This window comes from Streptomyces sp. NPDC048606, assembly GCF_040650855.1.
Classification (GTDB): Bacteria; Actinomycetota; Actinomycetes; order Streptomycetales; family Streptomycetaceae; genus Streptomyces.
Genome location: NZ_JBEZIB010000003.1, coordinates 1 through 16,260, shown reverse-complemented (window position 1 = coordinate 16,260; position 16,260 = coordinate 1). Strand labels below are relative to the sequence as shown.

At 71.5% G+C, this 16,260-nt stretch carries 16 protein-coding genes and 1 tRNA gene; 6 read left to right on the top strand and 11 right to left on the bottom strand.

The genetic code is table 11. The features are described 5' to 3' along the window. Nucleotides 1-46 precede the first annotated feature (46 nt). The gene (locus tag AB0D01_RS04200; RefSeq protein ID WP_363053460.1) at nt 47-847 is read right to left on the bottom strand and encodes a glycerophosphodiester phosphodiesterase; all 801 of its coding nucleotides are present in this window, start codon (nt 845-847) and stop codon (nt 47-49) included. 274 nt (nt 848-1,121) lie between these two features. Here AB0D01_RS04200 and AB0D01_RS04195 point away from each other — a divergent pair, with 274 nt between their 5' ends. From AB0D01_RS04195 to AB0D01_RS04170, 6 genes are all read left to right on the top strand, one after another. Next, nucleotides 1,122-2,768 carry a trypsin-like peptidase domain-containing protein gene (locus AB0D01_RS04195; protein WP_363053459.1) on the top strand — a complete coding sequence of 549 codons (1,647 nt, stop codon included), beginning with the start codon at nt 1,122-1,124 and terminating at the stop codon, nt 2,766-2,768. 158 nt (nt 2,769-2,926) lie between these two features. Then, entirely contained in the window at nt 2,927-3,832 is a 906-nt protein-coding gene (locus AB0D01_RS04190; protein WP_363053458.1) for a LysR family transcriptional regulator, read from the top strand. A 103-nt stretch (nt 3,833-3,935) separates the two neighbouring features. Next, the gene (locus AB0D01_RS04185; protein ID WP_363053457.1) at nt 3,936-4,493 is read left to right on the top strand and encodes a cysteine dioxygenase family protein; all 558 of its coding nucleotides are present in this window, start codon (nt 3,936-3,938) and stop codon (nt 4,491-4,493) included. Then, on the top strand, nt 4,493-5,566 hold the full coding sequence (locus AB0D01_RS04180) for a putative sulfate exporter family transporter (protein WP_363053456.1): 1,074 nt from the start codon (nt 4,493-4,495) through the stop codon (nt 5,564-5,566). Before AB0D01_RS04185 ends, AB0D01_RS04180 begins: the two co-directional genes overlap by 1 nt. 185 nt (nt 5,567-5,751) lie before the next feature. Then, nucleotides 5,752-6,732, top strand: coding sequence for a peptidase (locus tag AB0D01_RS04175; protein WP_363053455.1), 981 nt, complete (start codon nt 5,752-5,754; stop codon nt 6,730-6,732). Between the two features lie 73 nt (nt 6,733-6,805). Further along, nucleotides 6,806-6,890 (top strand) — tRNA-Ser (locus AB0D01_RS04170). 145 nt (nt 6,891-7,035) lie between these two features. On the opposite strand, the gene AB0D01_RS04165 is transcribed toward AB0D01_RS04170, so the two are convergent. From AB0D01_RS04165 to AB0D01_RS04120, 10 genes are all read right to left on the bottom strand, one after another. After that, nucleotides 7,036-8,421: a site-specific integrase gene (locus tag AB0D01_RS04165; protein ID WP_363053454.1), complete on the bottom strand. Its 1,386-nt coding sequence runs from the start codon at nt 8,419-8,421 to the stop codon at nt 7,036-7,038. 59 nt (nt 8,422-8,480) lie between these two features. After that, complete coding sequence (locus AB0D01_RS04160) at nt 8,481-8,669, bottom strand: helix-turn-helix domain-containing protein (protein WP_363053453.1); 189 nt, start codon at nt 8,667-8,669, stop codon at nt 8,481-8,483. A gap of 309 nt (nt 8,670-8,978) precedes the next feature. Further along, on the bottom strand, nt 8,979-10,520 hold the full coding sequence (locus AB0D01_RS04155) for a YfjI family protein (protein ID WP_363053452.1): 1,542 nt from the start codon (nt 10,518-10,520) through the stop codon (nt 8,979-8,981). Beyond that, the gene (locus AB0D01_RS04150; protein ID WP_363053451.1) at nt 10,517-10,873 is read right to left on the bottom strand and encodes a hypothetical protein; all 357 of its coding nucleotides are present in this window, start codon (nt 10,871-10,873) and stop codon (nt 10,517-10,519) included. Before AB0D01_RS04150 ends, AB0D01_RS04155 begins: the two co-directional genes overlap by 4 nt. Next, the gene (locus tag AB0D01_RS04145; RefSeq protein ID WP_363053450.1) at nt 10,870-11,772 is read right to left on the bottom strand and encodes a bifunctional DNA primase/polymerase; all 903 of its coding nucleotides are present in this window, start codon (nt 11,770-11,772) and stop codon (nt 10,870-10,872) included. The genes AB0D01_RS04150 and AB0D01_RS04145 overlap by 4 nt, the downstream gene beginning before the upstream one ends. Continuing rightward, entirely contained in the window at nt 11,769-12,506 is a 738-nt protein-coding gene (locus AB0D01_RS04140) for a DNA methylase (protein WP_363053449.1), read from the bottom strand. The genes AB0D01_RS04145 and AB0D01_RS04140 overlap by 4 nt, the downstream gene beginning before the upstream one ends. Nucleotides 12,507-12,585: 79 nt before the next feature. Then, on the bottom strand, nt 12,586-12,855 hold the full coding sequence (locus AB0D01_RS04135; protein WP_363053448.1) for a hypothetical protein: 270 nt from the start codon (nt 12,853-12,855) through the stop codon (nt 12,586-12,588). Between the two features lie 203 nt (nt 12,856-13,058). After that, nucleotides 13,059-13,511: a hypothetical protein gene (locus tag AB0D01_RS04130; protein ID WP_363053447.1), complete on the bottom strand. Its 453-nt coding sequence runs from the start codon at nt 13,509-13,511 to the stop codon at nt 13,059-13,061. Continuing rightward, nucleotides 13,508-15,688, bottom strand: coding sequence for a hypothetical protein (locus AB0D01_RS04125; RefSeq protein ID WP_363053446.1), 2,181 nt, complete (start codon nt 15,686-15,688; stop codon nt 13,508-13,510). The genes AB0D01_RS04130 and AB0D01_RS04125 overlap by 4 nt, the downstream gene beginning before the upstream one ends. Before the next feature lie 12 nt (nt 15,689-15,700). Next, nucleotides 15,701-16,093, bottom strand: a complete 393-nt coding sequence (locus tag AB0D01_RS04120; RefSeq protein WP_363053445.1) for a hypothetical protein — start codon at nt 16,091-16,093, stop codon at nt 15,701-15,703. Nucleotides 16,094-16,260: the final 167 nt, after the last annotated feature.

Below are 16,260 nucleotides of genomic sequence, written 5' to 3'. Positions count from 1 at the left end.
CCCCGTTACGGACGGTGCGGGTGTGACGGGTGGGCAAATCCGGACTTCAGCGCCCCAGTTGTGACAGAACCTGACGGGGTCTGTTCGTGATGATCGCTTCCACACCCAGATCAGCGCACAGCTGAACGTCTTCCGGGTCGTTCACGGTCCATACGTGTACGGAGTGCCCCGCGGCCTGGAGCTTGCGGATGAACCCCGGGTGGTTGCGGACGATGCGCATGCCCGGCCCCGCGATCCGCACCCCGGCGGGCAGCCGGCCGTCGCGCATCCGGGGCGAGATGAACTGCATCAGGTACACGGTCGGGATCGTCGGGGCGGCCGAGCGGACGCGGTGCAGGGAGCGGGCCGAGAAGCTCATGACCCGGACGGGGTGCGGGCCCTCGACGGGCGGGGCGTCCAGCCCGAAGCGCTTGAGGAGGAAGAGGAGGCGTTCCTCCACCTGTCCGGCCCAGCGGGTGGGGTGCTTCGTCTCGATCGCGAGCTGTACGGGGCGTCCGGCGTCGGACACCAGTTCCAGCAGCCGCTCCAGGGTGAGCACGGAGGTGCGCTCGGGGTCCGCGTCCCAGTCGGGGGACTCCTCGCGGTCCTTCCAGGAGCCGAAGTCGAGGGCGGCGAGGTCGGCCAGCTCCAGCGCGGAGACGGCGCCGCGGCCGTTCGACGTGCGGTTCACCCGGCGGTCGTGCACCAGGACGAGATGGCCGTCCGCGGTCAGGCGGACATCGCATTCGAGCGCGTCGGCGCCGTCCTCGATGGCCTTCCGGTAGGCGGCGAGGGTGTGCTCGGGGGCATCCTCCGAGGCGCCCCGGTGGGCGACGACCTGGATCTGGCGCGGCAGTGCGTGGGTCACCCGGTCATGGTGCCATCGAGGGGGCTTCCCGCGTCGGGGGGAGTCTTGAGGATGCGCCTGAAATGTCGGAGATAAAGGATGGGGGGAGACGCACAGGTCCGGCTTACAGTGCTCTGACGGGACATGGGAAAAGCTGTGACCTGGAACTTGTACGGCGCGTCGAACGTTTAGTCGGGCCGGCGCCGGATCGAGGAGGTTCGCCGCCGCCAGGTTTTCAGCACCAGTGTCCGGCCGTGTAAGTCGTAGAAGTCGTGTGTGACGAGGAGAGAGCGCTGTGAGCACCGAGAACGAGGGCACCCCGGCCCCGATGCCCCCGGCGGCCCCGTCCGTACCCCCCGCGCCGGCGGCCGCGCCCACCCCCGGCCCCGCCGGCCCCGCCGCAGAGCCGGCCGCGGAGGCTCCCCCGGCCCATCCGGCCCCGGTCACCCCGCCCGCCCCGCCCGCTCCGGTGGACGCCCCGACCGCGCAGCAGGCCCCGGTGCCCGGCGCCGAGGCCACCCAGCAGCTCCCGCCGACCCCGGCGGGCGCTCCGCACCCGGACCACGTCGCCCACCCGGACCACGCCCAGGGCCACGCCCAGGCCCCGGCCTACGGGCAGCCGCCCGCCTACGGTCAGCCCCCCGCCCACGGGCAGCCGCCGGTCGCGCCCCCGCAGCAGCCGCCCGCCACGGCGGCGTACGGTGCCGAGGGCTGGCCGCCGCCCCCGCCGACCGTGCCCGCGTACGGTCAGGACGGCCACGGCGGCCACGGCGGCGCGGGCTGGGGCGCGGCGTACCCCGCCGACGGCACCCCGCCGGCCAAGCCGAAGGGCCGGGGCGGCCTGATCGCGAGCGTCCTCGTGGCGGCCCTCCTCGCCGGAGGCATCGGCGGAGGGGTCGGCTACTGGGCGGCCCAGCGCACCGACAACGGCTCCGGCTCGACCACGATCAGCGCGGCCAACACCCCGAAGGACCTCAAGCGGGACGCCGGCTCGATCGCGGGCCTCGCCTCCTCCGCCCTGCCCAGCGTCGTGACCATCGAGGCCTCCGCGGGCGACGGCGAGGGCGGCACCGGCACCGGCTTCGTCTACGACCAGCAGGGCCACATCCTCACCAACAACCACGTGGTCGCCTCCGCCGCGAACGGCGGCAAGGTCTCCGCGACCTTCTCCGACGGCAAGAAGTACGAGGCCGAGGTGATCGGCCGCGCCCAGGGCTACGACGTGGCCGTGCTCAAGCTGAAGAACCCGCCCGCGGGCCTCAAGCCCCTGGCGCTCGGCGACTCCGACAAGGTCGCGGTCGGCGATCCGACCATCGCGATCGGCGCCCCCTTCGGCCTGTCCAACACCGTCACCACCGGCATCGTCAGTGCCAAGAACCGCCCGGTGGCCTCCGGGGACGGCTCCGGCGGCAAGAACTCGTACATGAGCGCCCTCCAGACGGACGCCTCGATCAACCCGGGCAACTCCGGCGGTCCGCTCCTCGACGGCCGCGGCGCGGTCATCGGCATCAACTCGGCCATCCAGTCCGCGGGCAACGGCGGGTTCGGCGGCGGGCAGGCCGGCTCGATCGGCCTCGGTTTCGCCATCCCGATCAACCAGGCGAAGAACGTCGCCGAGTCCCTGATCAAGACGGGCAAGCCCGTCTACCCGGTGATCTCCGTCTCCGTCGACCTCCAGTCGAAGGTCGACGGCGCCAAGATCTCCGAGCAGGGCGCGGCCGCCAACGACCTGGTCGACCCCAACGGTCCGGCCGGCAAGGCGGGCCTCAAGCCCGGCGACGTCATCACGGAGTTCGGCGGCAGGTCCGTCGACAGCGGCCCGACGCTGATCAGCCTGATCTGGACGTACAAGCCCGGCGACACGGTGAAGCTGACCTTCCTGCGGGACGGCAAGCCCAACACGGTCGACATCACGCTCGGCTCGCGCGTCGGCGACAAGTAGCCCGGACGGCAAGGAGCCCGGACGGCAAGCGGCCCGGACGACAAGCGGTCCGGGCGGCGAGCAGTCCGGGCGCCGGATCCTCGACGGTGGCTTGATGGGAGGGGCCGTGGGCGCGATTGCGCTTACGGCCCCTCCCAACATCTGCTTATGCTTCGGTCGTGTTCGATTCACGGCACATACGGACATTCCATGAAGTGGTCGCCGCGGGGTCCTACACGGCGGCCGCTCGCGTCCTGGGCTACACCCAGCCCGCCGTCACCCAGCAGATGAAGGCGCTCGAACGCGCCGTCGGCACCCCGCTGTTCACGCGCGTGGGCCGCAAGATGAAGCTCACCGAGGCCGGTGAGTCCCTGGCCCGGCACGCCGAGTCCATCCTCGGCAGCCTGTCGGCCGCGGAGGCCCAGCTCAAGGCGTACGCCCGGTTGCGCACCGGGAGGGTCCGCGTGTGCGGGTTCCCCAGCGCCAACGTCTCGCTCGTCCCCGAGGCCCTCAGCAGGCTCGCCAAGGACCATCCCGGGATACAGGTCGAGCTGCTGGAGGGGGAGCCCCCGGAGTCCCTGCACCGGCTGCGGCGGGGCGAGTGCGACATCACCCTCGCCTTCACCTATCCCGGCCTGCTCGAGGACGTTCCCGAGGACGTCGCCGAGGTCAGGCTGTTGGAGGACCAGCTGACGGTGCTCCTGCCGACCGGCCACCCGCTGGCACGGCGCCGGGCCGTGCACCTCGCCGACCTCGCCGAGGAGCGGTGGATCGCCGGCTGCCCGCGGTGCCGGGCGAACCTGCTGCACGAGTGCGCCGAACTGGGCTTCGTACCCGACATCCGGTTCGCCACCGACGACAACCTCGTCGTGCAGAGCATGGTGGCGCAGGGCCTGGGCGTCGCGATGATGCCCGCGCTGGTGTTGCCCTCGCTCTCCCTCACCCGGGTCTGCGGACGGGCGCTCCAACCGGCCGCCCGCCGCCACATCGCCGCGTACGTCTACCGCGACCATCTGCGGATCCCGGCGACGGCCGCGGTGCTCGACGAGCTGAAGCGGGTGGCGGCGAACCGCGTCGGCTGCTGACGCCGGCGCCGCTCCACCGGATCCCGATCCATAAGCGCCGCTTGGGATTTCAGGGCAGAACTGTCGTTGGACGTGATGGATCGCCCGGCGGACGCTGCAAGGCATGACCACCACCACGCCGGCCCGTACGACCACGAGGATGGCCGCCCTCGTCGATGAGATCCGCAGCGTCGTGGACCGGGGTCTCGCCCCCGACCTGACGGCCTACCTCGTCGGGGAGCGCCTCGCCCCGCACCTGGGAGCCGCGGATCTGCTCACTCCCGAACAGCGTGAGGGGCATCTCGACCGCTACCGCCAACACATCCTGCACTCCGAGGCGGACGGAAGCTTCTCCGTGGTTGCTCTGGTGTGGCTGCCCGGCCAGGAGACCTCCATCCACGACCACGTCTCCTGGTGCGTGGCCGGGGTGCACGAGGGGACGGAGAGCGAGATCCGCTACCGGCTCGCCCCCGCCGTCGCCCCGGAGTCCACGGCCCGGCTGGTGGCCACCGAGGAGGTCGTCAACGCGCAGGGCGAGGTCTGCGGGTTCGCCCCGCCCGGAGACATCCACAAGGTCCGCAACTCCTGTCGTACGACGGCGATATCCCTGCACGTCTACGGAGCCGACGTGGCCCGCCTGGGCAGCAGCGTGCGCCGCGTCTACCCGGAACCGACCGGCTGATGGCCCTCCTCAACCGCACCACGCCCAAACCCCCGCGTCCGTCGGTCCGTCGGGCCGTTTCACGTGAAACATCGCCCCGAAAGCCCTCTGCCCGGCCCGGGTTGGCCTTCGCGGTCCTGGGGGCGTTCCTGGCGTGGTGCGTCCACCTGCTGATCCCCGCGGTGCCGATGCTGACGGCCTCGGTGGTCCTCGGCATCACCGCGGCGCACGTCCCCGGTCTACGTCTCTTCGTGCGGGGCGCCGCCCGCCCCGGCCTGTCGCTGGCGGGTCGCAGGCTCATGCGGATCGGCATCGTGCTGCTCGGCCTCGGCCTCGGCCTGGACCAGGTGGTCCGGCTGGGCTGGGCCACGGTGGCGATGGTGGGCGCGGTGGTCGCCGCGACCTTCTTCGGCACGATCTGGCTCGGCCGCCGTCTCGGACTCCCGGGCGATCAACCGCTGTTGATCGCCACGGGGTACTCGATCTGCGGGGCCTCGGCCATCGGTGCGGTCAGCGAGGTGTCGGGCAGCGACGAGGAGGACGTGGCCTCCTCGGTGGCGCTGGTCACCCTCTGCGGCACCCTGGCCATCGCGGTCCTCCCGCTCCTCCAGGGCCCGTTGGGGCTCTCGGACCTGGCCTTCGGGCGCTGGGTCGGCGCGAGCGTCCACGACGTCGGCCAGGTGGTGGCCACGGCGCAGACCGCCGGACCCGGCGCGCTCGGCGAGGCGGTGCTCGTCAAGCTGATGCGGGTGGCGATGCTGGCCCCGCTGGTGGCGGCGGTCGCCTTCGCGCTGCGGGACCGTCGGCGCGGTCTGCGGACGGCCTCGGGCAGGCGCCCCGCGCCGGTGCCGCTGTTCGTCGCCGGGTTCCTGGCGGCGGCGGCGCTGCGGGCCACGGGGATCCTGCCGCCGGCGGCGTTGGAGTGGGCGCACACGGCGCAGGAGGGCCTGCTGGCGGCAGCCCTGTTCGGCCTGGGGAGCGCGGTGCACCTGCCGACGCTGGCCCGTACCGGTGGGCGGGCCGCCGTGCTGGGGCTCGGGTCCTGGGTGGTGGTGGCCGGGGTGGCGTACCTCGGCGTCCTGCTCACCGTATGACGTTTCGTAGCAGGGCGAGTTGGCCATTTCCTGGCCGGAACCGACCGAACGTCCGGACCGCCCCTGACATCTCGTGACCCCCGTGCGACCCTGCCCCCGCAAGCGAACGGCCGATCCGCACCGACAGCTCTTCACCCCCACCCTGCCCGGGTCCGACCGGTCCGGGCACGGCAGAAGGAGTCTGCGTGAATCGTCATCGCACGGCGTCCGTCCTCCTCGCCGCAGGAGCCCTTGTCGCGGGGGCCCTGACGGCGGCCTCCCCCTCCGCGGCCTCGCCCTCGGGGGCCTCCACGCCGCCCGCCTCCTTCCGGCCCTCGCAGACCCCGGGCTTCTGGACGGCGGAGCGGATGCGCCAGGCGACCCCGCTCGACATCACGGCCGCCCCCACGGGCGCCCGGCAGGCGCCCTCACCCGCCGACCGACCCACCCTGGTGGCTCCGACGCCGGCCTCCGCCCGGACTGCGGCCCAGGCCTCGCCCACGGCGTTCCCGCAGGCCGGCGGCGCATGGACGGGTGGCGGAGCGGTGGTGAAGACCTCGGGCCGGGTCTTCTTCACGATGGGCGACCGGACGGCCTCCTGTTCCGGTGACTCCGTCACGAGCGCCAACGGCAGCACCGTCATGACGGCCGGGCACTGCGTGAAGTACCAGGGCGCCTGGCACACCAACTGGGTGTTTGTGCCGGCCTACGACAACGGCAACGCGCCCTACGGCCAGTGGTCGGCGACCAAGACCTTCGCCACCGACCAGTGGGCCGCGAGCGAGGACATGAACATGGACGTCGGCCTGGCCGTGGTCGCCCCGCTGGGCGGACAGAAGCTGAGCCAGGTCGTCGGGGCCCAGGGCCTCCTCTTCAACGGCGGCTACAACAAGAAGATGTACTCCTTCGGCTTCCCCGCGGCGGCGCCCTACGACGGCAAGAAGCTCGTCTACTGCAGCGGCAACAGCGGCAAGGACTTCCTGCTGACCAAGGACCACAGCCTGGGCTGCAACATGACCGGCGGCTCCAGCGGCGGCCCCTGGTTCCAGGACTTCAACGAGGCGACGGGCCTGGGCACGCAGGTGTCGGTGAACAGCTTCGGCTACAACTTCCTCCCGAACCGCATGTTCGGCCCCTACTTCGGCAACGAGGCCAAGGCGGCCTACGACAAGGCCCAGACCTCCTGAGCGGGCACACCCCCGGCGTCACGGGAAACACCCACCGCACCGGCCTCCACATCCCGGTACTCTGTACCGGCCAGGTGGGTTGCCCGAGCGGCCTAAGGGAACGGTCTTGAAAACCGTCGTGGCGCGAGTCACCGTGGGTTCAAATCCCACACCCACCGCTTGCAGGTCACAGAAGTAGCAGGTCAGAGGGCGGGTCCCAGATTCCGGGGCCCGCCCTCTGCGTTTGCCCTGTCTCACCTCTACTCGCCCGTATCCCGGTTCTGACCAGTACGTATGGGCCATGTGTGGGCCAGGATCACGGACTCAGCCGCCGCTCAGCCCCTTCTCGATGAGCGCGTTCGCACGGGACTGTTGACCCTTCAGGATCTTGGCGTAGAACCGGAAGAGCACGGTGAGGCTGTGCCCGGCCCGCTGCGCGACCTCCACAGGATCTACCCCGGAGTTGATCCACAAGGACACACCGGCGTGGCGCAGGGAGTACGGCACGTCGGCGAGGGGCGTCCTGACCTCCGTTGAGGACAGCGCTTTGGAACGGGCCGTGTCCCAGAGAGCGCAGTACTCCGTCGAGCCGACCCGTCCGCCCTCGGCGGCCCGGAAGAGCCGGCCGTCGTCAGCCGCACCGTACCGCGCCCTGTGCTCCCGGAGCATTGCTGTGAGCACGGGCGGGATGGGCACCGATCGCGTGGCGGTCCGGGCCCGCCGCTTGAGGCCCCGCTGGTCGTATGACTTCCCGTCGTCGGTCCAGCCCGAGCCGACCTCTGGACGACTTCCGGCGAGGATGAGTTCGCCCCACCCTGTTTGTGGCAGCTTGCAGTCCTCGGCGCGCAGGGCCGCAATCTCCGAAGGCCGCATGGCGGCGTAGTACAGGCACCCGAAGAACGCTGCCAGATGCTCCCCGCGCGTGCTGACCTGCCGTACGGCCTCAATGAGCGCGGCGGCCTGCTCCGGATTGGGCACGTACCGGAAGTCGACCTCGTCGTCGCGTACCGGCGCCGTCCAGTCCACACGACCCAGCGGGTTGGCGGGGAGGATGGCGCGCTCCACGGCGTACCGCAACGTGTTGCTCAGAACCATGCGCTTGCGGCTCACCGTGTTGTCGGCAGCGGGCTTCCCGCTCAGCGTCTTGCCAATGACGTCCAGGGCCGCGCGGAGTCGGTCCGGCCGGGCCGCCTCAGTCATCTTGTAGGTGTTCTCGGCGATCCACTTCAGAGCCGCGGCGATGTCGGCCGGCGGCTGCTCGACTTCATGGCGCAGCCGTAGCGTCCCCTCCCCGTCCTGCATTGCTCGGAAAGCCCACCCGTACAACGCCTTCCGCAGGACAGCGGGGGCCGGGGCACCGCGTGAGCTGGACACGAAGGCCGGCGTGACCGTGGCCAACGTCTCGGCGATGCTCGCACGGTGCTTGGCCGCCGCCTTCGGCCACTTCATGAGCACGTACGCGGTCGCATGGGAATACCAGGTCGGAGTGGTCAGGGCCTCAAGCTCCGAGACCGGAAGCCCCGTCTCCTCGTCGAACTGCTCCCGCCGGCGCAGCGCCTCCATCAGCTGCGACTGGCGCCCCTCTGCCTGCGCCTTGAGCTTGAAGCTGCGGGAATGGCTCTGTTCACCGACTCTCCACCGCAGTTCGAAGGGCTTCGGGCGGTCCTTCCGTTGCCGGATGGACCAGAAGTCCACGTCATACGTCAGCATGCGTCTCCAATGAAGGAGGGGGCCCACCAGGCGGTGAGCCCCCTCGATAGCGGGACAGATCAGGCGGCAGCTTCCTCACAGCCGGACAGCCAGGCGTCCAGGTCTGCACGGCGGACGCGGAGCTGTCCGTTGGGGAGCTTGATGAGGCGCGGACCCTGGTTGCGGGCGCGCATTCGGTAGAAGGCGGCTCGGCTCATGCCGATTTCGGTGAGGACCTCGGCGAGCTTGAGCATCTGCGGGCGGGCCATCGGGCTCCTTCAGCTCGGTCCGGGGCGCGAAAACCCCGGAAAGTACTGACAGAACTGACAGAACCTCGCCGTATGGCCTTTGACCTGCGACTTTGGCCGGTTCGGGCCGCGTGACAAAACCTCAAAAAACTCTGACAGAACCTCGAAAACCTAGGTTCTGTCAGACCGGGGCGGATCGCCCGCGGCGAGGTTTTTTGGGTTCTGTCAGAGTTTTCGGAGGTTTTGTCAGAGCTCCGAAAGTGCCCGTTTTCGCAGGTCACAGGGCTGGGCGGGGGGTTCTGTCAGTTCTGTCAGTGGGTTGGGGGGTTTTCAGGCGGCGGGGGTGATGCGGGGGTGGGTCTCGTAGCGGGGGGAGGGCGGCCGGCCGCCGCGGGTGGTGCGGGGCGGTGGGGGCTGCTGGCGGACCCAGCCGTGTTCCTCCAAGAGGTCGAGGGCCGGGTCGAGGTCGCCCATGGCGGGGAACTCGCTGCGGGGCATCGCACGGAAGAGGTCGCGTTTGGTGAAGGTGGCAGTCCGGGTCTCGCGCAGGTGGGTCCAGACCGTGTGGGCGGCTTCCTGGGCGGGGTCGGCCGTCATGGCGTTGAAGACGTCGAGGGCGTGGGCGGTGAAGTAGTCCCCGAGCCGGGTGGCGGCGGCCATGGTCTCCGCGGCGATCGGCCGGGTCCAGGCGTCCTCGGGGTGGGCGGCGAGGTGGAGGAGCCCGGCGATGCGGGCGACGGCGCCGTCGCGCTTGCTGGCCCAGCTCGTGATCGGCGCGAGGCTGCCGTCCTTGCGCAGGCGGGACTCCGTGACGCGCTGGTAGGCGAGAAGGATCGCGTCGGCCTCGGGGGTGAGGGTGAGGGTTGCGGTCTCGGTCCAGCCCGCCAGGGTCAGGGCCAGTCGTCCGAGGTTGTGGGCGTAGGTGTCGGCGGTGTCGGGGCTGAGGAGTTCGGGGGTGAGGTTGCGGTAGCCGACGAGGGACTCGGGCTTGGAGTAGAGGAAGCGGGCGAGCAGGCCGCGCCCGTCGGCGCCCTTGATCTGGCCGATGGCGTCCAGGACCTCCGGTTGGATGGCGAGGCCCATGGTGATGGCGGGGTTCTCGATGTACTGGGGGTCTCGGGCCTGGCGGTTGACGCGGGCCATGTCCCCGGCGTGGCCCTTGAGGAAGATGCCCATGTTCGGGACGCCGGAGTAGCGGCCCGCGATGATCTCGAAGATCTCGCCCTCGGGGGACAGGATCGCGATCCGTCCGTCCTGCTGGGCGAGGAGGCTGGTCAGGCTCTCGGCGGTGACGTCGTCGGCGACGAGCTGGGGTTCAGCGGGCACGACGGCCCGGTCGGCGGCCTCCGACAGGGAGACGGCCCGGTCGGTGAGATCGGCCTGCTTGTCGTCGTCGGCGTTCGCCGCGAGCTTCTCGGCCTTCTCCGCCGCGGCCTTCGCGATCCTCGCGGAGGCCGCGGCCTCGGCGCGCTGGGGCGCCGTGAGTTCGATGAGGGCCTTCTCGGCGGCGAGGAGGGGCTTGGTCATGAGTCCGAACACGGCGCTCTTGCGGTTGCCGGGCGGCAGGGCGACGGCGGTGTAGAGGTTGACCGGCTCGCTCCACTGCCCGCGCACGCTCACGGTGAGGCGCCCGCCGGCGGCGGTACCGATCACGGCGAGCGCGAGGCACCCGGCGAGGTCGACGGGCGTCTGCGTCTCCTCCGCGACCCCGGCCGTCATGGCCGCGAGCCAGTCGGGCAGGGCGTCCACGGGGAAGGCGGGGAGCTGTCCGCGCGGGTTGAGGGGTACCGGCTCGTCCCACCCCGGGCCGGCGACGTCTTCAGGGGTCATTTCGTCGAACCCGGCCCACAGCTCAGGGTCGTGCGGACTCATGCGGCTTCCTTTCCTTCCTGGGGGGCGACGTGGGGGCAGGTCTTGCGGTGCCGGTCGTGGTCGGCGATCAGGGCGAGGGCGCGGGCCTGGCCGGCGGCGAACAGGTCCCGCCCGCACACGCACCACGACCGGACGGTCGGGGTGGTGCCGCGGCCGGGGGCGCTGATGTGGAGCCAGGCGACGGGGCGTCGTCCGTCGTCGGCGGGGGTGTCGAGGCGAACAGCAGAAGGGACGCCTTCGGCGACGACCTTCGGCGCACCACTGCCGTCCGTGGTCGGGGCCGGTTCGGCGGAGCTGATCCCGACGGGTGTGGGGGTAGGGCTGTTAGCCGGGGGGTGTTGGAGGGCGCTCATGCCGTCGCCCGGCCGGCGGGGTTGTTGCGGATGGACCAGTTGAGGGCGCTGTTGAGAGCGGAGCGGTACTCGTACGGCTTCAGACCGGCCGCTTCCGCCCCCCGGCTAAGAGCCTCCTCCACCACCGCGCGGTCGAGGTCGCCGGACGCCACCAGCCGCCCCAAAGCCCGCGCGGCCCGCACCAGCACCCTGTTGCGGGTCCCGTCAGCGGCGCCCGCGAGGTTCGCCTCCTCGTTGCGCAGGGCCGCCCCCGCGTAGGCGGCGCGACGGCCGGCAGGCCGGTCCGTGTGCGGGTGGAGGGGGACGGCCTTGATGCGGGGCGGTGCGGTGAGCTTGGCGAGCATCCACCCGGGAAGCGGGGCTACGGGCCGGTCGTCGGTGACGGTGTAGGTACCGGCGGGGGTGAGGCTTCCGGTGGCGACGACGTAGCCGCCCCAGGCGCGGGTGTCGATGTGCCGTCCGAGGATGTCCTGCGTGCTGCGCATCCGGACCCCGTCCGGGGCGGTGAAGTACAGGTGCAGGCCACCGGACGGCGTGGTCACCGTGAACGTGAGCGGCACCTGTTCCCCGATCGCCCGACACAGGGCGTCGAGGATCTGGGCGCCGCTGAGGGTGCCGGGCGGATCGGTCGGCTTGGGCGGGTCGAGGTCGATGACGACGAGCCCGGCCGGACCGGTCGCCAACCCCACGTTGAACGCCCGACTCGACCACGCGGCGCGGATACGGTCGGGGTCGGTGGTGGCACGCTGCTCCGGCTTGGCGTGCCCGTTGGCGCAGTCCCCGGTGAGCGGGCACTTGTCCTCGCCATGAAGGGCGGACACCTTGGAGCCGGGCCGGAGCGGGATCACGGGCCAGCCCCGGGCGGCGGTGGCGAGGGCGGCGTTCAGGAGGGCGCTCATGCCGCCACCAGCCCGCCGTCGAGGCGGCCCAGGAGGGCGCGGCCGATCCACCGGCTGTAGGCCGGGGGGATGGCCTCGGTCAGCTCCTCGCGGACGTCCGTCCAGGTGATGCCCATGGCGGTCTGCATCTCGGGGATGGTGGCCTTGCCGCCGCCGGCCCCGTACGCGGCGACGTATGGGCCGTCGCGGTAGATGCCGTGGCGCCACCCCCGGACGTAGCCGCGGTGGCGGCGGTGGGCGGGCTGGGCGGTGGTCCAGCGGCCGAGTTCGAAGACGCGGTGGCGCAGGACGCCGAGCCCGAACATCTCGCCGCACAGCCGCAGGTCGGGTCGGACGGGGGCCGTACCGGTGGGCTGCTCGATCACGTACGGGAGCCCGGTCGCGTCGAGGAGCACACGGAGTTCAGGGATGAGCTGGACGTGGGTCCGGCCCCAGCCGCGGGAGGCGTTCGTGCCGACGGTGAGCGCGCATCCGGCCTGGCACGGCGGCGAGGCGTGAACGGCGCTGTAGCGGCGGATCTCCCCGGAGCCGATCAGCTCCGCGAGGACGGTGAGGGCGTCGCCCTGGTGGAAGGGGTACGGGTAGCGGGCGGAGCGGTCGACGAGGTCGACGCCGTGGACGCTGAAGCCGGCGTCGGCGTAGCCGCGGGCCGCGCCGCCGGCGCAGCAGAACAGGTCGAGGAGTAACGGCCTTTGCCTGTTGCGCTGTCGCGGAACGAGGGCGTGTTGGGTCATGCTGGTCTCTCCAGTTCTTGAGCGTGCTGGATGAGAGCGGCCCCGATCATTGGCGTGAGGGGGCCGCTCTCGCTTGTTTTCAGGCGAAGTGAACGGTCATGGCGTCGCGGCCCATGCGCTTGCCCGCGGTGGCGTGGGCGTCGTCGTGGGCGGTGTCGCGGCGTCGGTCGCAGACCAGGAGCCCGTCGGGGGTGAGGGTCCAGCCGTCGTTGCCGTCGAAGCCGGGGTCGGTGACGTACTCGACGGCCTCGGCGGGGGTGTCGAGGTGGGGGGTGTGTCCCTCGTAGTGCTCGGAGTTTCCGCACAGGTCGCAGACGGCGATGTAGCAGGTCACGCGGCGGGTGGCCATGGTTTCCCCCTTGCCGGGTCAGTGGCCGTTGTGGGCGGCGGTGCCGGGGCACTCGTAGCCGGGGCAGTCACAGCCCAGGCATTCGGGGCACTCCTCGGTGTCGCACTCGTCGCAGTAGGTGTGGTCCATCGGTGCTCCTGTTCAGCGGTGAGAGCGGCCCCGACAACGCTGGGGCCGCCCTCGTGTCCGTCGGGTGGGGTGGGTCAGATGTTCTGGTGGTGGGCGCGCTGGATGGCGGCTTCCCAGACCGCGCGGACCTGGGCGCCGGTGTGGTTGTCGTTCCAGGCGGGGATGGATTCCCACTGCGTGCCGTGTTGGCGGCGGGCCTCGTCGAGCAGGAGGTTTCCGGCGTCGCGGTAGGCGTTGTTGCGGGCGCCGGCGGCGGCCCTCAGGGCGCCGATGGAGCAGCGGGCGCCTTCGGGGTGGATGAGCCGGTGCTTGGCCCAGCCATGGGCGTCGAGGAAGGCGAGCGCGTCGGTGAGCGTGGTCTCGACGGCGCCCGGGCAGTGTGCGGGCGGGGCGGCGGCCAGGATCGCGGCGACCGCCACCGGCGCGGCCGGGGCGACGGGCTCAGGGTCGGGGTCGAGGAGCTGGAACGCCCTCGCGTACAGGTCGCTCTCGACGGGGGTGAAGGCGGTTTGGGTGTGGGTGTTCATGCGGCCCTCCACAGGCTGCTCTCGTTGATGACCTCGCCCCGCTTCTTCAGCTCGGACAGCCGCGGCCTGACGTTCCGGACCGGGGTGCCGAGCTTGCGGGCGATGATTTCGGCGGTCATGGGCATGGAGTGCTCCCGAAGGAGTTCGAGGATTCGGGGCTTGATCTGCTCCTGTCCGTCCAGGCCGCCGACCCCGACGGGTCCGTCGGGGTCGGTCTGGGTGGTCTGGGCGCGCTGTTGCGGGAGGCCGGTCGTCGGTCGCTTCTCCGCCTTGGCGATCAGGTCGGCGAGGCTGCCGATCAGGTTCTTGCCGCGCTGGTCGACCATCGCGGTCTGTGTGATCGCGTCCCGCAGGCGCCAGGCCTCGCAGTCCTCGATGTCGACCGGGGGCTGGTTGGCGGCGAGGGAGACGGGCGGGACGTCCAGGTGCAGGGAGCGGAACTGGACGGCTTGGGATCCGGGGGTGAGGAGGTAGCCGAGTCCGAAGGTTCCGTCCTCGGGTGCGGCGACGGCTTCGGTGTCGAGGCCGCTCATGTCCCGTTCGGCGACCTTCTGGGCCTGGCCGGGCCACGAGTCGGGGATCATCGACAGGTCGATGCCCTCCGCGCCCTGGACCGCGTTCGCGCCGACGAGGGAGCCCTGGCCCTTCGCGCAGCGCAGGAAGACGGCGCCGCCGCCGATCAGGAGCTGCGAGCGGATGATCGTGGAGTTGCCGAGGTCTTCGGCGAGCGGGGTCTGGGTGGCCAGAACCACGCCGATCCCCCGCTTGAGGGACCGGCGGACAAGCTGTTCCACGATCGCCTTCGCTTCCGAGTGGTACTGCGAGGACGTCGCCAGGAGCATGTGCGCTTCGTCGATGACGATCAGGACGACCGGGTCGACGAAGGGGAACCGCGGGGAGTGGTAGCGGCTCTCGCGGTCGAGCATCAGGGCGTAGGCCAGTCGCAAGGCGCCCATCGCCTCGTCCAGGCCATCCCCGCAATGGGCGGCCAGGGGTGCGCCCGCGATGGTGCCAGCCTGCGGGGAGGCCAGGATCACCGCGATCCGTGAACGGTGAGCGGAGAGAAGGATCTGTTCCAGCACTCCGGACTTTCCGGAGCGGGAGCCGCCGACGAGGTAGAGGTGGCGGGCCCCGGATCCGGGCTGCGCGAGGGGGACGAGGGCGGCACTCGCGTCGATGTAGGTGCCCAGGCGGACGTAGCCGCGGGAGTCGATGGACAGTTCGTCCACAACGGTGGAGAGCATCGTGCCGTGCATCAGCGCGTGCTCCCGCATCACCCGCACCCCCACCTGCGACGGCATGTCCATGGGGGCCAAGGCGATCTGGATGCTGGACAGATGGAGGTTGCCCGCGAGATCGGCGAGGTTGACCGTTCCGATCGACTTTCGCTCGCGGGTGGCGATCCCCTCCCAGTCCTGGGGTCCGTCGTAGCGGGTGAGGGTGAGCTTGGTGCCGGGCATCGCGCCGTCGGGGATGGCGACGTGCGCGGCCCACAGCTCCTCCGGCGACGTCGGGGCGCCCGCCACGATCTGCGGGGCCGCCGCCGGCTTCTTCAGGTGGACGATGACGGGCAGGGCGTTCGGGGCGTAGTGCTTGGGGTCCCCCAGCTCCACCTGCGAGATGGGGATTCCGTAGACGGACGCGATGTCCGCGGCCTTCACCCGGACCTGCTGTCCCTGGGGCACGGTGATGATCCCCGTGAACGACACGTGATCGGCGCCGACGTCGAGGGTGACGTGTTCGAGTCGGGCGCCGGGCTGGATGAGCTTGCGGCCCGCGGTCTGGGTGGGACCGCAGACGAATTCGGTCCACCACGCGGCGATCATCTGCGCCTGCGAGGACTGCCCCGCCGTCGTGGTGGTGGCGGGGAGTGTGGGGAGTACGGCGGCGGTGTTGCGGTGGTGGGCCAGGGCGGCGGCCCCGGCCGGCACGGCGAGCCCGAGGGCAATGAGCGGGTCCATGCCGGAGGCGAGGATCTGGTGGGCGGCGATGCCGGATCCGGTGGCGGTGATCCCGCAGGCGATCAGCGACCGCAGGACCGGTGCGGAGGTGCTGACGGCCCAGGCGCCCGCTCCGGCCGCGGCGGCGGCGAGAGCGGACCAGGGGCCGACCGTGACCGCGCCCAGGGCGAGGGCTGCGGGCGCGTACTGGATGAACTGTGTGCGGGTCGGCCCCATGGTCCGGCCTCCTTACTGCTGGGTGTAGAAGGAGGCTTCGGCCATGTCGACCGGCGAGGAGCCCACCGCGTCGGCGATGCCGCCGTGGTCGGACTCGACGGTGGTCTTCGCGTCGTCGGCGGCAGCGGCGGCGCTGTCGGCGGCGGCGATGTAGGCGCCGGCGGCCTCCTTGGCGCCGGTCATGGTCAGGGCCGCGTCGGCGAACTCGGCCGTGGTGGCGTCGTCGACCGCGAGGGCCTTCATGGTCTCGGCGGCGTCCTGCATCTGTTCGGCGTTGTCGTCGATGGTGGTCGCGAGGGTGGTGACGGTCTCGCCGTGCTCGTGGACCTTGTGGGTGAGCCAGGCGAGCTTGGTACGCAGGGCCACGTAGGTGGCCGCGTCCTGAAGGGATTCGGTGACGGACATGCGGAGCTTCCCCTCTGCTATCGGGCGTTGTAGAAGTCGCGTTCGGCGGGCTTGGTGAGCGGGGAGTCGGCGACGGCCCGGAAGATGCCGCCGTGGCGGACCTCGGCGTTCGCCGACGCCGTCCGGCAGGCCTCCTCGCCGCCCTGGATCCGGTCGTGCAACTGCTT